We start from the raw sequence: 19,034 nt of genomic DNA on the forward strand, positions 1-19,034 counted from the left end.
GGCCAGACGCGTCGTGCCTACTTTTTAGGCGGGTCCGCGCCGGGCTGTGTCGGATCGCCGCCGGTCGCCATCCACAGCACTTCGGCGTCTGCTTCGCTGGTCGATACCGCCGCGTGGCCGGTGCGACTGTCGAAGTAGAGGCTGTCGCCGGCGTTCAGATGCGTCGGCGCATAAAGCTCCGAATACAGGCACACGCTGCCGCTGATCACATAGAGAAACTCTTCGCCCTCGTGGCGCCCCCAGTCATCGAACGCGTCGAGCGTGTGCGCTGTAATGCGGATGCGAAACGGCAGCATCGCCTTGTGCGCGAGGTCCGTCGCGAGCAACTCCATCTGATAGCCGCGGTAAGCGTGACGCTGCCCCGCATCTTTGCGCGTCAGCGCGCGGCGGCCGCCCGCGGTGGGTTTCGGTGTGGCGCCGAACAGATCGGCGAGATCGATCTGCAAGCCGAGCACGATCTTTTGCAGCACGTCGAAGGTCGGCGACATCAGGCCGTTTTCCACTTTCGACAGCGTCGAGCGGGACACGCCGCATAGCCGGCTCGCGTTCTCCAGCGTCAGGTCGAGCCCGACCCGCGCGGCGCGGACGCGCCGGCCGAGATCAGAGGTCGACGACTCGGCGGGTTTGGCTGAAGTGGCATCCATGGCGTGGCGTAACAGCGGGAAAGTGTGCGGCGGCGTGCGGCAGGCGCGCGAAATAGCTGTTTCCGATCATAACATTCCGATGGCGAGCATCCGATGCACGTTGTCTCTACATGAGAGATGCGATGCGTTGTCCGTTTCTCATCGGAAATACCGGTGGACGGCCATGACGCCCGCCCAGCCGTCATATGACTGACATGTTCGGCGGGCGATGGCCCGCCCCACGACCCGCCCTACCAACAGGCAACTAGCCTGACTATTCCGCGGCGTGACCGGATTGAGGCTCGCAGGTTCGCGTCGACGCGCGCTCCTTCGCGACTGTGCCAGAGCGTACCCGACTGATAGGCTAAAAATGCACCTGTGACAGTTTGGTGCCGGAACCTGGCGGGACTCGACACCAAATCTGGCGTGACGTGCAATTAAAACGGGTATGCCGCGACGGGCTCGCTTAGCCTCGCAGCCGCGGTCGTTGCCGGCCGCGTCCTGACCAGGTCGAAAACGTAGCCGATCGAATAGACGGTCTTAAGCTGGAGATTGCTGTGTTCACCGAGCGACAGTTTGCTGCGGAGCTTATAGATATGTTGCTCGATCGAACGGCTCGCAATCACGGCCTCCTTGCCCCACACCGCGCGCGCAATCTGTTCGCGGGTAAGGAGGGTGCCGGCATTGGCGAACAGCAGCCACGCGAGCGTGAGTTCGCGCGCGGTCAGCTTGATATGCTGGCCGTTGACGCTGATGGCGCTGGTCGAGCGGTCGATCGTGTATTCGCCGAGCGTAATGCGGCTATCGGAGTTCGCGCTGCCGCCGCTTTTCGTGATCGTGCGGCGCGCACGCGCAAGCACTTCCTTCGCGCAGGGCGTACCCACCGCGATCTCGTCGACGCCGGCGTCGAGCGCTTCGATGATGCTGTCGGTGTCCCACGACTGGCCGATCATCATCACCGGCAAGTCGCGGCGGAAGTGACAGGCGCGCCACGACAGCACGCCGCGGCCAGCCGCGCAGCTGCGGCCCGCGTCGAACAACACGAGCGCCGCGTCATGGCGCTCGAGAAAGCGGATCAGCGGAAGCTCGCTGGAAAAGCGGATACAGCGGTAATTGCCGTCCTCTTCGAATGCCTTGTCGATCTCGCGAAACAGATGGTCGTTTTGTGTGTAAAAGGCAATCTGCATGATTTCTCCGTAACGATCGCCGCGCTTCATCGTGAAGCGCAATTCACCCCGTCAGGTCCCTGGTCCTTGTTCGTTGGCTATGAGCAGTCGTCGCATCGTGCTCTGTCCAACACAACACGTAATAGAGGGGGCGTATTCCCACTTCGCATCCGAAACACGTACTGAAGTGATGCAAATTCCCAATTTTCAGGAAAAGGCTAACGATATTCGGCAAACGTAGAAGAAATGAAAGAAAATGCCGTGAAGCGAAATTTGCGGACGCAAATTCTCAACAATGCTCAAGTTCAATTAACGTTCCAGGATTATTGAGAATCCTGGTCGACGATTTGGCTACATTGGGTTCCGTTGCGGTGTTCGGGTTTCCCCCCGGGCACCCCGGACGCGTCACGCGTTCGCACCGGATCGCCAACGGAGCCCGCCATGCTTGCCACTTTCTATTTCCCCTACGTGTCGATGTTGACGTCGACGTCGGTCCCACCCGCGTTGACCGAACTGATTTCCGAGGGCCGGATTCAGGCGGCCGCCGCCCAGGCGTCGCGACACGTTGATACCTGCGATCCGGATCTGCTTCCCGGCCTGCTGCAGTTGCACGGTGATCTGCAAATGGCGGTCGGCATGGACGTCGATGCCGAAGAGTCGTATCGAGAAGCGCAAAAGCTGATGCGCGCGTCCAAGGAGCAGGTGCGCTTCGCGTCGTGCCGCAACGCCGGCTGGCAGGCACTGTTCCGCTGCCGCTACGGCACCGCGATGTCGTGTTTCATGCGCCTCGTCGACCAGCCGGGCAGCGAATTGTCGCTGCGTCTCGAAGGCTACTTCGGCATGTTCGGCGTGTTGTTCGGCCTTGGCCGGCTGCGTGACGCGGACGGTGTGCTCGACGCGCTCGATGACCTGATCGACGACTCGAGCACGACGCTGACGACTGCGCGCGGCTGGCGCGAACTGCTGACCGCCGTTCGTTTCGACGTCGCGACGCAAAGCGAACTGCGCTCGCACCCGGAACTGAGCGATCACGTGTACTGGCAGTCGGGTCTCGCCGGTGAAGGCGCGCCACGCATTGCACCGATGCAGGGCACGACGCCGCGGGTCAGCACGTACACGGTGCAGACTCCGCTGCTGCGCGCGCGCACCGATTACCTGAAGCAACTGATGCAACTAGCGAACGGCCAGCGCGATGTCGGCCATGTGCTCGGTGCGCATGCGGACTGGGCAGGCAAGCAGGGCATCGCGAGCTACCAGGGCGCGGTGCGCATCGAGATCGTGCTCGCGAGCCTCGCGGGTGGCGCGCCGGCGCTCGCCGAGTCGATCCTCACGCTGCTGAACGCGGAAGTACGGATGCCGCAAAGCCATCGGCAGCTCGAATATCTGTATTGTTTTGCGAAGCTGCGCCATCAGCAGGAGCGCAACGCGGAGTCGCTGCGCGTGTATACGCGTTACGCGCTCACGGCGATGCGCTGCATCCGCGACGAAGCGGGCGCACTTGCTCGCTACGCGCAGCGCACGGTGCGCGTGCCGGAGCAACTGGACGATATCGGCGCACGGCTGCCGGCGCGTTATCGTCGCGCGTACCGGTATCTGGTCGATAACCTCGACCGCAAGGACTTGTCGATTCGCGAGATCGCCAGTGAAATCGGCGTCACCGAGCGTGCGCTGCAAAGCGCGTTCAAGAGCAGCCTCGGTTCGACGCCGAGCGAGATCGTGCGCCGGCTGCGGATGGAGCGCATTCGCGCCGAGCTGCAGACGTCCGAAGGCGCGCACGAGAACGGCATTCTTGCGACCGCGAACAAGTGGGGTGTCAGCAACCGCTCGACGCTTGTCAACAGCTATCGCCGCGAGTTCAACGAAGCGCCTTCCGATACGTTGAACCGCTAGCCGGCAATTGGCTTGAGGCTGGACCGGGATGCCTGAGGTGACGGTGCATGAGTGCCGTCACCTTCTTTTTTGCGGCTTAAGCAAATTAATCGATTCGATTGACGAAATAAATGGCTCAAAAGGCCGCGAGCGCTGACGCGGACATGCCGAAGCGAGAACACTGCGAACCGCGCGCAAAGCGATAAAGATAACGAAATTCGCAGCACGGACGACCGGTGTCCGCATGCAACGCCCGACGAGGGCGTTGCGCTGGGCCGCTGAAGCGCGCGCGTGCGAAGAGGCACGCGATAGGCTAGCTGATGGTGTGGTGGGGGGTGGGAGCTGAGCCGACCTTGCCGAACAACTGGTCGACACCCTGTCCGGAGATCTGCTTACCGAGCGACATCAGGTCGATGTTCTTGTTGTCGGCGCCGACCAGCGCGTAATGCAGTTCATCCTGCCGCCACGTGACCACATTCATATCGGCCACCTGTGACGCGGCCACTGCCTGGTCGGGGCGCATATCCTTCATCACGCACAACGCGATCGGTGGACCTTCGGGCGGCAGGTATTCGATTTGCACAAGCGGTTTGCCCTGGAAGCGCAGACGCGTCACGCGTTTGAACGTAAGCCCCGCGGCGCTTAGATCAGGGACACGCAACGACAGTTGGTCGTCTTGACGAATTTGTGCGACCGTTTGCGCGGACTCGTCGGTACTGACCGTGCTGAACGCGACGGTCTCGCGCGAATACAGCTTCTGATAGTCGACCACCGCGCGTATCCACGGAGACGGACCGTTCGATGCCGTCGTGAACGCGCCTGACACCGGATTGAGGCTCCCCGGTGCGAGACGCATCACCGCGCCGACGCAGAACGCGCCCGCGACAAACGCAACGGCGAGCCACGCGGGCGCGACACGCACACGCGAGCGCACCGGCGCTGATGGCGGCATCTGCGCGTCATGTTCGATATGCGCGTCGTTCGCGCCGGGTTCGCTCGACGTGGCGGCGGGCTGCGCCGCATGCGCACGCGAGAGCGCTTCGATTTTTTTCGCCAGGCTTTCCGGGACGGGGGGCAGCTTCTGGTCGGCGAACGCGTCGCCGTATGGCAGACGTGACGCGGAGAAGAGCGCGACACGTTCCGCCGTTTCGGGCGACGTCGCAATCTCTTTTTCGATTTCCTGGCGTTCGAGAGGCGATAGCTCACCGTCGACATACGCCATCAATAGCATGTCGTCCAATTTCATGAGACTTCGCCCTTGCTCTTAACCGGATTCTTCATTTTCTGGCCTTCCCGCACGCCGAAATGCGCGCCTATGGCCTGGCGTGCCCGCGACAAACGGCTCATGACCGTTCCGACTGGCACTTCGAGGACTTCTGCCGCCTCGCTATAACTCAGGCCTTCCACCGCTACCAAAAGCATAACGACGCGTTGTGCTTCCGGCAAGCGTGAGACCGCATCGATAATCTGTCCGTTCATCACATGATCTTCAGGCGAACGTGCGGCCGGATCAGCAACGGTTTCGAGCAATGCGTCGTCCCATTGCATGCTGGAACGGCTGCGCACGCTACGCGCTCGCAATTCGTTGATCCAGGTCGAATGCACAATCGAAAACATCCAGCTAAGGGGGGCGGTGCCGGGCCTTAACTGATGAGCACGCTCGAGAGCGCGAACACACGCGCGCTGTACAAGATCCTCCGCATCGTGCTGATCACCGGTAATGCGCAGCGCGAACGCCCACAGGCGCGGCAGCATGCCCGGCAGGAGGCTGGGTAAGTCTGCGTCGGTCATCGACGGAGTTCCTTGTTTGTCCCTTGTAGTAATCGAAGCGCGTCGTCCAAGGCGACGCTTGAGTCAACCGCGGCTGGCGGCACACGGTAACACACGAGTTTAACTTCTCGTAATAAAGTCTGCTGAGCATTGCTTGTTCTGAGGCTAACGTTTGCTTGCGAAACGAACTTCTTCCGACATACGCCGGTAAAACGATTCCATGTACGTGGCTGAACGCGCGGCCAATAGCGGATCCGCGGACGGTTCAATGCCCGCCGGCAAAACCAGCGGGTCGAAATCGATATTGCGGCACGGCCCGTCGATTTGCGGCTGCGCACTGTCGATGACCAGCGTGCCCGCATCGACGCGTTCGCGATCAGGCGTTTGAGGCCAGACTCGCGTCGCATCGGTGATCGCGTCGCCCGGCTGCGCGACCGCGAGTATCAGATGCCAGCGCAGCGGCCCCTGCGCAAGCGTCTTGACCAGTCGATGCGCGAGAAAATCCGGATCGCGTCGTTCCGATGCGGTGACCGGCCGGTAGACTGAATCGGGCACCATGCTCCAACGCACGTATCGCGAAGTGCCGTCCGCGCTGACGAAGCGGAATGCACTGACGCTGTAGTAAGCGGCATTGTCGAAGTCCGACGATGCCGGATGCTGTCGCGTCCATTCACGAAATGCGCGTGCTTCGGGATGCTGTTCCTCGAACGCGGCAATGCGCGCGGGGTCGGGTTTCCCGGTTGCTTTGTCCACACGGTGCGCCGCGAGTTCCGCGACAAAGTCATCGGGCGTCCTGACGGAAAAGATGGGCGCCGAATTCATCGCGGTACGCCATTCCCCGCCGTCCGGCACCGCGAAGCGAAGTGCGAGACTGCGCAGCCGCGATTCGCCGTCGGCAACCGCCGGATTGGTGCCGGGCACCGAGAAGCGTCCGACCACCGGGACCACGCCACGCGCGAACACACGAGCACGCGACAACCTGGCACCCGCGCCATTGCTTTCGAAGTGCCCGATCACACAGATCCCTTTGGCGTGGTTGCGGCGAAAACCTGGGTGCAAGCCGGTGGTCGCTTCGAAGGCATTGACGACGCGGGTGGCCGAAAGCGGAGCACGGTGCACGGGCCAGCCAACCCAGCCCGCGGAAAAGGCGTATGCGAACGATATCCCGCCGATCGCCACAGCGATGATCGCGTAGCGCAGCAGGAGCGATGGATAGGCCCACCCTGAGCGCAGCAGTTTGTTCAGGTAGTCGAACGTTTTCGCCATCAAGGATATCCAGCCTGGCTCGGCCTTCAGTGTTCCGGTCGGCCGCTGAGTTGACCCGTTGAGTCAACCCTGGCGGACACGGAACGCCCTCTAATTGCTAGCCCGCGCTTGTGACGCGGATGGGCGCCGCAAGTGCGCAACCAAGCGGGGCAGTATAGCCGAGCGCTGCCATTGCTGCAGCGGCGGCGGCGCATTCAATTAGGGCTGGAATCGAAGTGTTCGAACGCGATGGACGGCAAACGAATGAGGTCCTTAAGGATGCTCAGGCGCCTTTGAGTTTTGCACCCGACGTGTTCGATTTTCTCCTGTTTGTTTAGTGACGCGGCACGCGTGTTTAGTAACGTGACGCGTGCCAGACGCGTGCCAGACCTGTCGTGGCCGCACTGCGGCGTGCGGCCACGATGCTCACGCGTCGAAGAAGAGTCGCGCGAGTTCCGCGCCCGGATCTGACGCGCGCATGAATGCCTCGCCGACGAGGAATGTGTCGACGCCCGCGTCGCGCATCCGTTCGACGTCGGCGCGGCGCAGAATGCCCGACTCGGTGACGACGATCCGATCGTCCGGGATATCGCTCAGCATGCCGAGGGTCGTGTCGAGCGTGACTTCGAAAGTACGCAGATTGCGGTTATTGATGCCGACCAGCGGTGTTTTTAGTGTTAGCGCGATATTGAGTTCTTCGCGCGAATGGACTTCGACGAGCACGGCCATGTTCAGCGAGTGCGCAAGCGCTTCGAAGTCACGCATCTGTGCAGGCTCGAGAGCGGCCGCGATCAGCAGAATGCAGTCGGCGCCCATCGCGCGCGCTTCGTGAATCTGATACGGGTCGACCATGAAGTCCTTACGCAGCACCGGCAGCGCGCACGCGTTGCGCGCTGCGCTCAAGTCTGCGGCGGAGCCTTGAAAGAAGTTGCGGTCGGTCAGCACCGACATGCAGGCCGCGCCGTGCCGTTGATACGACGCCGCAATGTGCGCCGGTTCGAAAGGATCGCGAATCAAGCCTTTGGATGGGCTCGCTTTCTTCGCTTCCGCGATCACGGCAGGCAGGCCGCTCGCGTGCTTTGCGCGCAGCGCGCCGACAAAATCGCGTACCGGCTGCGCTTGTCCGTCGCGTTGCAGGACCTCGATGGGCTTTGCCTGGCGGTTCGCGGCGATTTCTTCGCGCTTGACGGCAATGATTTTGTTCAGAACATCGGACATGGTGAATTCGCTGAACTTCAAGAAACGGTAAACGTGGTCCTGTATCGCACCCGCACCCTGCGAAGTATGACGATTGACCGCGACGCGTGGATCCTTGACAGGAGAGTCGTCTATCTAAACAGCCATCAACCCGGCGTTATTCCAGGCCGAATAGGTCGCGGTTGCCGAGCGCGATAGCTGTCGCGCCGTCGAGCGACAGCTATCGCGCAGGCCGCGCAACTCATGACGGAGCGCACTTTATCGTTTCTTCCTCACACAGTGCGATTCGCGCGGGACGAACGACACACCCATATCACGCGATGGGTCAGGAGCCGCTGAACCAGTTGTAGCCCTGGTCTTCCCAGTAGCCGCCCGGGTAGTCGTTGGTCACGAAGATCGCCGCGATATGCTTCGGGTTCTTGAAGCCGAGCTTGGTCGGTACGCGCAGCTTGAGCGGATAGCCGTACTTCGGCGGCAGCGGTTCACTGCCGAAGTCGAGCGTGAGCAGGGTCTGCGGATGCAGCGCGGTGGCCATGTCGAGGCTGGTGTAATAGTGATCGGCGCACTTGAAGCCGACGTAGCGCGCCGACGTATCCGCGCCGATTCGCTTGAGAAATGTGTGAAACGGCACGCCGCGCCATTCGCCGATCGCGCTCCAGCCTTCAATACAAATGTGCCGCGTGATCTGCGATGTTTGCGGCAACGAGCGCAGCCGCGCGAGATTCCAGTCGGTCTTGTCGGCGACGAGGCCGGAAACTTCGAGCGCGTAATCGGAGCCGTCGATCTCCGGCACGTTGTACTCAGGGTAGAACGCGTTGAACGGAAACGGCTTGGTGATCTGGCTTGCCGCGTAGGTCGGCGCAAGCCGGTTCGGGTTGAAAAGCCAGCCCTGCACGCGGTCATTCCAGCGCGACATGGCCCACAACACCTTGTCGACCGAATCGCCGTCCTGCATGTTGCAGCCGGACAGCATCGCGAGCGCGCCGAGCGATAGCGATGAGCGCAGAAACAGACGCCGCTGCACGCGCTCCAGCTGCGGCTTGTGATCGGCGAGCACAATGCGCTCGCGTAGCGGTTGCGCACGCGAATCGCGCGCGTCGGTATCGGGTGTATCCATCGGTTTGCGCGGTTGGCTCATGCGTCGGTGACTCCGTGAACGACGCGCCGCGCGCGGCCGGTAATCATGGATGGCAGCGTGCGCGGGACAAGCATGACAAGGGCGAGATGCACGACGACAAAACCGGCCACGCCCGCCATCGCAGCAAAATGCACGCGCCGCGCGAACTCGTAGCCGCCGAACAGGCCGGTGAGCCATGCGAGTTGCACCGGCTTCCAGATCGACAGTCCCGACGCGACGAGCAGTACGCCGAACAGCAGCACGACGATATAGAGCAGCCGCTGGACCGCGTTGTACACGCCCGTTTCGTGCGGCAGACGGAGCGTCAGCGCAAGCCGCGCGTCGTGCAACACGTCGCGCGGACGGACCGGCAGGAAATGCTTGCGGAAATGCCGCGTCGCAAAGCCGTGCGCGAGATAGACGAGGCCGTTTGCGACCAGCAGCCACATCGCCGCGAAATGCCACGCGATCGAGCCGCCGAGCCAGCCGCCGACCGTCGCCCATGCGGGGAAGCGGAACGGGAAGAGTGGCGACGCGTTGTAGATCGCCCAGCCGCTCATCACCATGCAGACCATCGCGAATGCGTTGACCCAGTGCGTGACGCGCACGATCAGCGAATGGACGATAACGCGTTGCGTGCGCGTGCCATTGAGCGCTTTTTCTGCCATCGAGTGATTCCCGCTGCAATCGAATTGCGAAATGGAATGGCGAAATGGCGAAGCCGGCGGCCGTTCCCATCGCGGGTCCGGTGGCCGGCGTTCCGTCTCGCCTGCTGGGTCAGCTACCCGGTGCTGCGACCGTGCCGCTGCTTACATCGGCGGCGTGACGCCATTCTTTCCAGCGGAAATGAAATTGGCCGTCAGCGAACCGTCAGCTTCCTTGTGCGCGAACAGGACGACCTTCGCACCCGGCACCAGCAATGACTTGTCGCCCGGTTCGAGAGCGACGATGGGCACGTCTTCCGGCACGTAGATTTTCTTTTCGCCGCCCTTGTAGTTGACCGTGATCGTGCGGCCGTTGCTGACCACCACATTGCCGACCGTGCCATTGGTCATCGAGCTATTGGCGCCGAGATCCCACGGACGGTGGCCGTCGCCGGTGCCGCGCATGCTTTCAGGGAACACGTGCACTTCGAGCGCCTTCAGCGTGCCGTTCGCCTGCGGAATCGCGGCGGTGCCGATGTAGCTGTTCGGCTTGATCTCGTTGATTTTCGCGAGCGTGACGCCGCGCACCGCCGTGTCTTGCGGGACCTTGACGTCGAGATCCTTGCCATCGCGGGTATGCACCTTCAGGTCATCGCCCGTGAACGACGTGATCGTGCCGCGCACGCCGGTCGGCTGGGCATTCTGCGCATACGCGGCGGTGCCTGCCGCGAGCAGTGCGCTGGCCGCGATGGCCGGCGCGACGATACTGCGCATAAAACCGCCAGAAACGAGCTTCATCGGTTGCCTTGTCTGTGATTGAGGATTCGCCCAGCGTAACGGCCGCAAACGCTCTTCAGGGTGACCGGTGGATGACAAAAACGTCATGAACGTTATGTGTGCGGAGCATAAAATCGGGGAAGTCAATTAGATGACAGCGAGCGACATGAGCATTCTCGTGATCGAAGACGATCCGAAGACCGGCGACTATCTGAAGAAGGGGCTGCGCGAGAGCGGCTATGCGGTCGATCTCGCGCGCACCGGCACTGACGGCCTGCATATGGCGCTCGAGCACCCGTACGACCTCGTGGTGCTGGATGTGATGCTGCCCGGCATCGATGGCTGGGAGATCATGCGCACGCTACGCGCGAAGCGCGACGTGCGGGTGATTTTCCTGACCGCGCGCGATCATGTCAGCGACCGGATTCGCGGGCTCGAACTGGGCGCGGACGACTATCTGGTCAAGCCGTTTTCCTTCACCGAACTGGTGCTGCGCGTGCGCACTTTGCTGCGTCGTGGTGTGATTCGTGACAGTAACGTGTTCGAGGTCGCCGACCTGAAGCTCGATGTGTTGCGCCGCAAGGCCACGCGCGAAGGCGTCGAGATTCCGCTGACCAACAAGGAGTTCATGCTGCTGCATCTGCTGGTGCGCCGCCAGGGCGAGGCGCTATCGCGCTCGCAGATCGCGTCGGAAGTGTGGGACATGAACTTCGACAGCGACACCAATGTGGTTGACGTCGCCGTCAAGCGGCTGCGTGCGAAGATCGATCACCCGTTCGAAAAGAAGCTGATTCATACGGTGCGCAGCATCGGCTACACGCTTGACGACGGGACATGAAATTCTGGGCAGCCCGTTCGTTGACCGTCCGGACGACGGTCTTTTTCGCGGTGATCGCCTGCACGGTGATCGCCGCGCTGGGGGCCTACTTCTATCATTCGGAGCGTATCGCGCTTGAACATCGCGCGGACATCGCGCTGATGAGCCGTGCCGAGCACTTCAGCCGGCTGGTCCGGCAGTTGTACACCGTCAACGAATTGAAAGCGCGGCCGCTGCTGTTCGAATCGATGCTCGGCGCCGAACAGGACGTGCTGATTTTTCGCCGGCCGGGCGAGCCGCCGTTTATCGACGTGAATCCCGATCACGTGCCGGTGCCCGATCTCGGGGACGCGCGCGCGCGTGAGCCGGGCCCGGCCGGCATTACCGAGACGTCGCTACCGAACGGCGTACGCGTGCACTGGACGTACGCGACCACCGTCGCGCGCGAGGACGGCCAGCCGGTCACCGTGATCGCGGGTCATCCGATGACCAGCGAGGTGCGCATTCTTGCCGAGTATCGCGTCCGGATCATTGCGGCGACGCTGGCCGGCGCGCTGGCCGCGACGCTGCTTGCATACGGCGTGTTGCGGCGCGGGTTCCGGCCGGTCCACGAAATTGCGATGCGCGCCGCGCAGATTAGTCCGACGAGCCTGTCAATGCGCCTCGACAGCCGCCAGGCGCCGGCCGAACTGCGGCAGCTCACCGAAGCGTTCAACGCGATGCTCGATCGTCTGGCCGAAGGCTATCAGCGCCTGTCGCAGTTTTCCGCGGATCTCGCGCACGAAATCCGCACGCCGGTCAACGTGCTAATTGGCCAGACGCAGGTGACGCTCGCGCAAACGCGCGACGTCGATGAGTATCAGCAGACGCTCGAATCGAATCTCGAAGAATTGAACCGCCTTAGCCATCTCGCGGAAAACATGCTGTTTCTTGCGCACGCGGATCATGCGGCGCTCGCGATCGAATGCGAACCGGTCACGCTTGCCGACGAACTGAACAAGATCGCCGAGTATTTCGAAGGCATTGCGGACGAACGCGGCATGCGTTTTGCCGTCGATGCACGAGGCGCGCTGTGGGCAAACCCGATGCTGTGCCGGCGCGCGATCAACAATCTCGTGGTGAATGCGGTGCGCTATGGCGCGAACGATTCGGTCGTGAGGCTGACGGGCGAGGAAGACGAGCGCGGCTCGACGGTCGTCGTCGAGAACGACGGCGAGATTCAGTCGGACCTGATGGCGCGTCTGTTCGATCGCTTCTATCGCGCGGATACCGCGCGCAGCAGCTTTACCGAGTCGAGCGGCCTCGGCCTGGCGATCGTCAAGGCGATCATGAATCTGCACGGCGGCAGCGCGTCGGTGTCGTGTCCGGCGCCAAGCGTCGTGCGCTTTGAACTGCGCTTTCCCCGTGCCTGACCGGTGCGGGCCGCTCCCTGTTAATTTCCTATAAGAAACACATTCGGTCGATGCCGTGCGGTCGCTGCGCAGCCCATGTCCGCGTCGACCGGGATACCCGGGAAAACCCTCGATTCCGCTTATTTACGGCATGTTACGGTTGTCACGCCAGTACGCCGACGACCACCTTGTCGCCAGAAAACCCGGCGTGTATAGTCTCCGAACCGTCTTTTGTTTCGTATTGGAAATTTAAAGGGAGCCAAGATGAACGCCTCGACCATCCTCGCCGAACTCGGCATTGCCGACGCGGTGCAAGCAGGCGACATCGCCGTCCATTCGCCAATTACCGGTGAGCTGATCGGCCGTGCGCCGAACCGCTCGGCCGCGCAAGTCGATGCGGCGCTCGCCGCCGCGACACAGGCTTTTGCCGTGTGGCGCAATGTACCCGCGCCGCGCCGCGGCGAACTCGTGCGCCTGCTCGGCAACCGGCTGCGCGAGAAAAAGCAGGCGCTTGGCAGCCTCGTTTCGCTCGAAACCGGCAAGATCCTGCAGGAAGGGCTCGGCGAAGTGCAGGAAATGATCGACATTTGCGACTTCGCGGTTGGCCTGTCGCGGCAGCTGTACGGCCTCACGATCGCGTCCGAGCGTCCCGGCCATCGGATGGCGGAATCGTGGCATCCGCTTGGCACCTGCGTCGTGATTTCGGCGTTCAACTTTCCGGTTGCCGTGTGGTCGTGGAACGCGGCGCTTGCGCTCGTCTGCGGCAACGCGGTGGTGTGGAAGCCTTCGGAGAAAACCCCGCTCACCGCGATCGCGGTCGACCGTATTCTGCACGACGCGTTACGCGAATTCGGCGATGCGCCGGCCGGGCTGACCGCGCTTGTCACCGGTGGCCGCGACGTGGGCGCGAAGCTGGTCGCCGATCCGCGCGCATCGATCGTCAGCGCGACCGGCAGCACCGAGATGGGCCGCACGGTCGGCGCCGAAGTCGCGAAGCGCTTCGGCCGGTCGCTGCTCGAACTGGGCGGCAATAACGCGGGCATCGTCGCGCCGAGCGCGGACCGCGAACTCGCGTTGCGCGCGATCCTGTTCTCGGCGGTCGGCACCGCGGGGCAACGTTGCACGTCGCTGCGTCGCCTGTTCGTTCACGAGAGCGTGTATGAGCAAACGGTCGAAAACCTGAAGCAGCTCTATGCGAAGGTGCCGATCGGCAATCCGCTCGAGAAGGGCACGCTAATGGGGCCGCTGATCGACAAGCCAGCGTTTGAGCGGATGCAGCGCGCACTTGAGCAGGCGCGAGCGGAAGGCGGCAAGGTGACCGGCGGAGCGCGCGTTGAAGTCAAAGGATATGAAGGCGGCTATTACGTGCGCCCGGCGCTCGTCGAAATGCCGTCGCAGAGCGCGGTCGTGCTGAAAGAGACATTCGCGCCGATTCTTTACGTGCTGCGCTATAAAGATTTCGACGCGGCCATCGACGCGAATAATGCGGCATCGCATGGGCTGTCGTCGTGCGCGTTCACCACCGACCTGCGCGAAGCGGAGCGCTTTCTGTCCGCGTCCGGCAGCGATTGCGGCATTGCGAATGTGAACATCGGGCCGAGCGGCGCGGAGATCGGCGGCGCGTTCGGCGGCGAAAAAGAAACCGGCGGCGGCCGTGAGTCCGGCTCCGATGCGTGGAAAGCGTATATGCGGCGCGCGACGAATACCGTCAACTATTCGTCGGCGCTGCCGCTCGCGCAGGGTATTGACTTCAATCTCGGCTGATTAGCATGGCTGAAAAACAGGGCTGAAAACCGCGGCGCGCTGTTGTCGTCGTTATTGACATTGCTGTCATCGTTGGAGCGGGACAGGTGAGGGAGAAAGTTGTCATCGTCGGCGGGGGCGTGATCGGCAGTTCGGTTGCGTATTTTCTGCGAGCGGCCGACCCGACGGTTGAGGTCACCGTGATCGAGCGCGATCCGAGCTATGCGCGTTCGTCATCGGCGTTATCGGCCGCGTCGATCCGCCAGCAGTTCTCGACGCCGCTGTCGGTGCAGATGTCGCTGTTCGGCATCGAGTTTCTGCGCGCGATTGGAGAGCGTCTTGCAGTCGACGGCGCCAGGCCGTCGATCGATCTGCATGAAGGCGGCTACCTGTTTCTCGCGACGCCGGCCGGTGTTACGACACTACGCGACAATCACGCATTGCAAACGCGGCTCGGCGCCGATATTCGTTTGCTCGAACCGGGTGCGCTGATGAAGCGTTTTCCGTGGCTCAACGTCGAAGACCTTGCGGCGGGCGCATTAGGCGAAAGCGGTGAGGGCTGGTTCGACGGCTACGGGCTCGTGCAGGCATTGCGCAAAAAGGCTCAAGCACTCGGTGCGCGTTACGTCGCTGATGACATGACCGCGTTGATACGCGATGGCCGGCGCGTGACGCAAGTCACGACGGCGAGCGCAACGGTGTATCCGTGCGATGTGCTGGTCAATGCGGCGGGCGCGTGGTCACGCCGCGTCGCGGCGATGCTGGATATCGAACTGCCGGTGTTCGCGCGCCGCCGCAGCATCTTCAATGTCAGTTCGCCGGCGCGGCTCGAACAGTGTCCGCTGCTGATCGATCCGAGCGGCGTGTATTTCCGGCCGGAAGGGCAAACGTATATTTGCGGCACGTCGCCGGGTGCGGACAACGACCCCGACGACTTGCCGCTCGACCAGGTGGACCATGCGCTCTTCGACGACGTGATCTGGCCGACGCTCGCGCATCGCGTACCGCAGTTTGAAGCGCTGCGCGTGCTCCATGCGTGGTCCGGGTACTACGAGTACAACGTGTTCGATCAGAACGCGATTATCGGTTTGCATCCCGACGTCGAGAACTGCATTTTTGCGAATGGGTTCAGCGGGCATGGGTTGCAGCAAGGGCCGGCGACCGGGCGAGGGGTTAGCGAACTTATCTTGCACGGGCGATACATGACGCTCGACCTGTCGATGCTCGGTTTTGATCGCGTGCTCGAGAACCGGCCATTTGTCGAGAAGAACGTTGTCTGAGCAACCAGCGCGACGACCTGCGCCGTGTCTGCACGGTTTGCAGCGCAGAACCTGAATATCAATCGCTTCAAGCACTTGGCATAGTCCTACGCAGGATGTCCACAGGCTTGTCCGCTGGAACTGTGGATAACGCGAAGCGTCGGCGAACAGGCGTTGCCGTATTGCGAGCACGGCAGCGAATCCGAGATACATCAAGCACTTGCGCATGTCATGCGCAGGTTATGCACATCCTTATCAAGCGATTCTGTTGATAACACGGCGCGACGGGTTTCGATCCGTGCCGCGCCGATGTTGCCGCTCATCGATGCACGTGCGTTGCATGTTGCGCATCGCCGTCTGGTCTTTTCTGAAGTTCTGCGGGTCGATCGCACCGCCCTATCAGACAGTCTTAGGGCGGATGTCAAATTGTGTCCACAACGATCCGTTCCGTTTGCCCGGCCCTTATCATCCGCTTCAACCAGTCAGGCGATATCTAGCCTGATGCGATTGAAGAGGAGAGAGACCCGTGAGTCCGGCACCGGCCTCGCCCGACGCGCTGGCGCGCACGGGCGACCCCCACCCGCAGCCCTACCGCATCGATATCCCGCAGGCACGCAGTTCGGCGCAGGCCGAGGTGCTTTCGTTTGACGGCGAACGCGCGATCGGCGAACCGACGCGCTACGTGATCCGCTTTACGCATCCGCGGCACGACCTGTCGCGTAGCGAATACCTGAACAAACCGGCCACGTTCATCATCCAGCCGCCGCCGCAGTGGGGCGAGCCCGAGCCCGCGCGGCGCGTGTCGGGCGTGACGACCGCTTTCGCGCTGCTGGACAGCAGTGTCGACGAATCCCGGTATGAAGTGGTGCTGGAATCGCGCATGGGGCTGCTGCGCAATAACCCGAAGTGCCGGTTTTTCCTCGGCATGAACGACCCCGACATCATCGCGCAGATCCTGCGCGAGAACGGCTTCGACCGGCTGCTCGCGGAGTTTGAATTCACGCTGTACCGCACCTATCGCAAGCGCGAGTTCGTCATGCAGTGGCACGAGGACGATCTCGCGTTTGTCACGCGCCTGTGCCGGCGCTCGGGCATCTGGTACGTCTGCGAGGAAGGGCGGCGCTGCGAGAAGGTGCGCTTTGGCGATGACCTCACGCACTACCGGCGCAGCCCGGCGCTGACGGTGGCGTACCGCCCGCACAGCGGGCTGGAGAGCGGCGGGGTGGAGTCGGTCGACACGCTCCAGATGCATACGAAGACGATCCCGACGCGCTACACGGTACGCACATTCAGCGCCGAGAGCGAGCTGGACCGGCCGGTTGACGGCACGTACGAGATCCGTGACGACGCCACGACGGCAGGCGAAGTGTATGCGTGGGGGGCGCCGTACCTGAGCCCGCAGGAGGCGCGCGAGGAAGCGCAGCTGCGCGCGGAGGCGGCACGGGCCGCGCAGATCGGATACCGCGGCACGTGCGACATGCTGGATATCGCGCCGGGCTGCGTGGTGAAGCTGTCGAACCGGGAGCTGCCGGATGCGAAGCACGGACTGCTCGTGGTGCGCATGACCTGTAGCGCCGCGCGCAACCGGGGCTATCGCGTGACGTTCAGCGCGATGCCGTCGGACCGGCTCTACCGGCTGCCGCTACTGGAGCATGAATGGCCGCGCGTGCAGGGTGTCGTGACCGGGCGGATTGCGTCGACAGGCGGGTGCAGGGACCCGTATCTCGACGAACAGGGGCGCTATATCGTCGACCTGCATCTTGATCGGGATACGCGCACGCCGGGGCTGAACAGCTGCCCGATGCGGCTCGCGAAGCCGTTCGCGGGCGCGGGGCAGAGCGGGTTCCATTTCGGGCTGGTGGAGGGGACGGTGGTGACGGTGGCCTTCATGTGGGGCAATCCGGATCTGCCGTATATCAGCCAGGTGCTGCATACGGTGCAGGAAACCGATCCAATCGTCGCGGGCTCGCCGTGGCAGACACGCAATACGATCCGCACGCGCTCGAACAATACGATCGAACTCGAAGACCGTGAGGCAAGCGAGCACATCAAGATTGCGACCGAGCATGGCAAGACGCAGCTCAATCTCGGCTACACAGTCGATCGCAATGGCAACACCCGTGGTGAAGGATTCGAACTCCGAACCGACATGAAAGGGAACGTGCGGGGCGGTGGTGGACTGCATATGTCCGCCGACAGGCAGGCCGGGGCGATTGGCGAGCAGACCGACATGCAGCAGGCGACCTTGCGCTTCGAGTTGACCCAGGCTCAGGCACAAGCGCTGGCTGATGTGGCAACAGAAGCCAAAGCCGAAGTCACGGACGTCAAGGCGGAAAACCGATGGCTGAAAGAAGAACTGGAAGACCTGAAGCAGGCCGTGATCGCGTTGTCTGCTCCGCATGGGATCGGCATGGCCACCGATGGTCGGGTGATGGTTTCGGCGCGCGGAGACGCGAGTGTCGCGACGTCGTCCCGGTTCGCTGTCAGTGCGATGAAGGACATCGTGCTTGCGGCGGGTAAAGCGTTATCGCTGTTCGCGCAGAGCCTTGGCATCAAGCTGGTTGCGGCGCGAGGCCCGGTGCAGATCCAGGCTCAAACCGATGAGCTCGCGATGGCATCGCAACGTGACATGCATCTGCGGAGTACAGACGGGCGCGTGGTGATCGACGCCGACAAGGAGATTCTGTTGCGCTGCGGTCACTCGTACTACCGCATTACGCCAAACGCTATTACCCACGCGACGCCTGGCGATTACATCGAGCGGGCAGCGTCCTGGAGCCGGCTGGACCCGGACGGCAAGCTCACACGCGACGCATTGCCTTACACGCATGACCTGTCCGATCTCGCAAGCCACGGTTCGAAATTTTCCGGTTAGTTCTTTCTGATAATAAGCATGACTACTCAAACAAAACACCAAGCTCATTCGTCCACTGCGCCGGCACACGTCGTTGCGCCACCGCCTGCGTTGAAGTGGTGCTATCCCTTCCCGCGCAAAGGCGGCGGCGAAGTCACCGATCCGCAGGTCTTCTATCACGCGCTCGGGCAGATGACCGATGGCTTCTTTCCGCTTGGCGTGAACGGCTTTCCGCACGGCGGCGTGCATTTTGGCGCGATGTCCGCAGCGTGCGTCGATCAGTCAGGTGGCGTGCGGCTGCACGCGGATGGCGAGATCGTCGCGTACCGGATCGACGGGCGCTATCCGCACCTGCAGTTCAGACAGGACTCGCGCTGGGCGCTGTACTCGACCGGCTTCGTGCTGGTGCGTCACCGGATGACATTGCCTCCGCCACCGGGTCACACCGCACCGCAGCCCGCCGACGAGACGCTGACGTTTTTCAGCCTGTTCATGCATATGGCGGACTGGAAATCCTATCTGGAGGACGGCAGGCTCGCACGCCCGGACTGGTGGCTGGGGG

The 19,034-nt window shown here is 62.6% G+C and carries 15 protein-coding genes and 1 pseudogene; 7 read left to right on the plus strand and 9 right to left on the minus strand.

The genetic code is table 11. From position 1 onward, the window contains the following. Positions 1 to 17: 17 nt before the first annotated feature. Together HV796_RS24660 and HV796_RS24665 are read right to left on the minus strand one after the other, a co-directional pair. Positions 18 to 644, minus strand: coding sequence for a helix-turn-helix domain-containing protein (locus HV796_RS24660; protein ID WP_175229117.1), 627 nt, complete (start codon positions 642 to 644; stop codon positions 18 to 20). Between the two features lie 416 nt (positions 645 to 1,060). Further along, entirely contained in the window at positions 1,061 to 1,810 is a 750-nt protein-coding gene (locus tag HV796_RS24665; protein ID WP_175229118.1) for a winged helix-turn-helix transcriptional regulator, read from the minus strand. 420 nt (positions 1,811 to 2,230) lie between these two features. Here HV796_RS24665 and HV796_RS24670 point away from each other — a divergent pair, with 420 nt between their 5' ends. Next, complete coding sequence (locus HV796_RS24670; RefSeq protein WP_175229119.1) at positions 2,231 to 3,679, plus strand: helix-turn-helix transcriptional regulator; 1,449 nt, start codon at positions 2,231 to 2,233, stop codon at positions 3,677 to 3,679. Positions 3,680 to 3,971: 292 nt separating this feature from the next. On the opposite strand, the gene HV796_RS24675 is transcribed toward HV796_RS24670, so the two are convergent. The 7 genes from HV796_RS24675 to HV796_RS24705 form a co-directional block, all read right to left on the minus strand. Further along, complete coding sequence (locus tag HV796_RS24675; RefSeq protein WP_175229120.1) at positions 3,972 to 4,904, minus strand: anti-sigma factor family protein; 933 nt, start codon at positions 4,902 to 4,904, stop codon at positions 3,972 to 3,974. Further along, complete coding sequence (locus tag HV796_RS24680; protein ID WP_175229121.1) at positions 4,901 to 5,449, minus strand: RNA polymerase sigma factor; 549 nt, start codon at positions 5,447 to 5,449, stop codon at positions 4,901 to 4,903. The genes HV796_RS24675 and HV796_RS24680 overlap by 4 nt, the downstream gene beginning before the upstream one ends. Before the next feature lie 144 nt (positions 5,450 to 5,593). Beyond that, positions 5,594 to 6,694 (minus strand): catalase family peroxidase, encoded by a 1,101-nt coding sequence (locus HV796_RS24685; RefSeq protein ID WP_175229122.1) that lies wholly within the window; start codon positions 6,692 to 6,694, stop codon positions 5,594 to 5,596. A gap of 405 nt (positions 6,695 to 7,099) precedes the next feature. Further along, on the minus strand, positions 7,100 to 7,891 hold the full coding sequence (gene trpC / locus HV796_RS24690) for an indole-3-glycerol phosphate synthase TrpC (protein WP_175229123.1): 792 nt from the start codon (positions 7,889 to 7,891) through the stop codon (positions 7,100 to 7,102). Positions 7,892 to 8,195: 304 nt separating this feature from the next. Next, positions 8,196 to 8,987 carry a molybdopterin-dependent oxidoreductase gene (locus HV796_RS24695; protein ID WP_246356025.1) on the minus strand — a complete coding sequence of 264 codons (792 nt, stop codon included), beginning with the start codon at positions 8,985 to 8,987 and terminating at the stop codon, positions 8,196 to 8,198. Positions 8,988 to 9,004: 17 nt separating this feature from the next. Next, positions 9,005 to 9,655 (minus strand): cytochrome b/b6 domain-containing protein, encoded by a 651-nt coding sequence (locus HV796_RS24700; RefSeq protein WP_175229125.1) that lies wholly within the window; start codon positions 9,653 to 9,655, stop codon positions 9,005 to 9,007. Positions 9,656 to 9,796: 141 nt separating this feature from the next. Continuing rightward, entirely contained in the window at positions 9,797 to 10,429 is a 633-nt protein-coding gene (locus tag HV796_RS24705; protein ID WP_175229126.1) for a hypothetical protein, read from the minus strand. 145 nt (positions 10,430 to 10,574) lie between these two features. Between HV796_RS24705 and HV796_RS24710 the strand changes: the two genes are divergently transcribed. The 6 genes and pseudogenes from HV796_RS24710 to HV796_RS24735 all read left to right on the plus strand — a co-directional run. Continuing rightward, on the plus strand, positions 10,575 to 11,246 hold the full coding sequence (locus HV796_RS24710; RefSeq protein ID WP_175229139.1) for a heavy metal response regulator transcription factor: 672 nt from the start codon (positions 10,575 to 10,577) through the stop codon (positions 11,244 to 11,246). Continuing rightward, positions 11,243 to 12,637: a heavy metal sensor histidine kinase gene (locus tag HV796_RS24715; protein ID WP_175229127.1), complete on the plus strand. Its 1,395-nt coding sequence runs from the start codon at positions 11,243 to 11,245 to the stop codon at positions 12,635 to 12,637. The genes HV796_RS24710 and HV796_RS24715 overlap by 4 nt, the downstream gene beginning before the upstream one ends. A gap of 243 nt (positions 12,638 to 12,880) precedes the next feature. After that, positions 12,881 to 14,380, plus strand: coding sequence for an L-piperidine-6-carboxylate dehydrogenase (gene amaB / locus HV796_RS24720; RefSeq protein ID WP_175229128.1), 1,500 nt, complete (start codon positions 12,881 to 12,883; stop codon positions 14,378 to 14,380). 86 nt (positions 14,381 to 14,466) lie between these two features. Beyond that, positions 14,467 to 15,639: an NAD(P)/FAD-dependent oxidoreductase gene (locus HV796_RS24725; protein WP_175229129.1), complete on the plus strand. Its 1,173-nt coding sequence runs from the start codon at positions 14,467 to 14,469 to the stop codon at positions 15,637 to 15,639. A gap of 505 nt (positions 15,640 to 16,144) precedes the next feature. After that, a complete protein-coding gene (locus HV796_RS24730; RefSeq protein ID WP_175229130.1) occupies positions 16,145 to 18,493 on the plus strand; it encodes a type VI secretion system Vgr family protein in 2,349 nt (782 codons plus the stop codon). A gap of 18 nt (positions 18,494 to 18,511) precedes the next feature. Next, a pseudogene (locus HV796_RS24735) lies at positions 18,512 to 19,034 on the plus strand (lytic transglycosylase domain-containing protein); the annotation flags it as partial.

This window comes from Paraburkholderia humisilvae, from assembly GCF_902859855.1.
Classification (GTDB): domain Bacteria; phylum Pseudomonadota; class Gammaproteobacteria; order Burkholderiales; family Burkholderiaceae; genus Paraburkholderia; species Paraburkholderia humisilvae.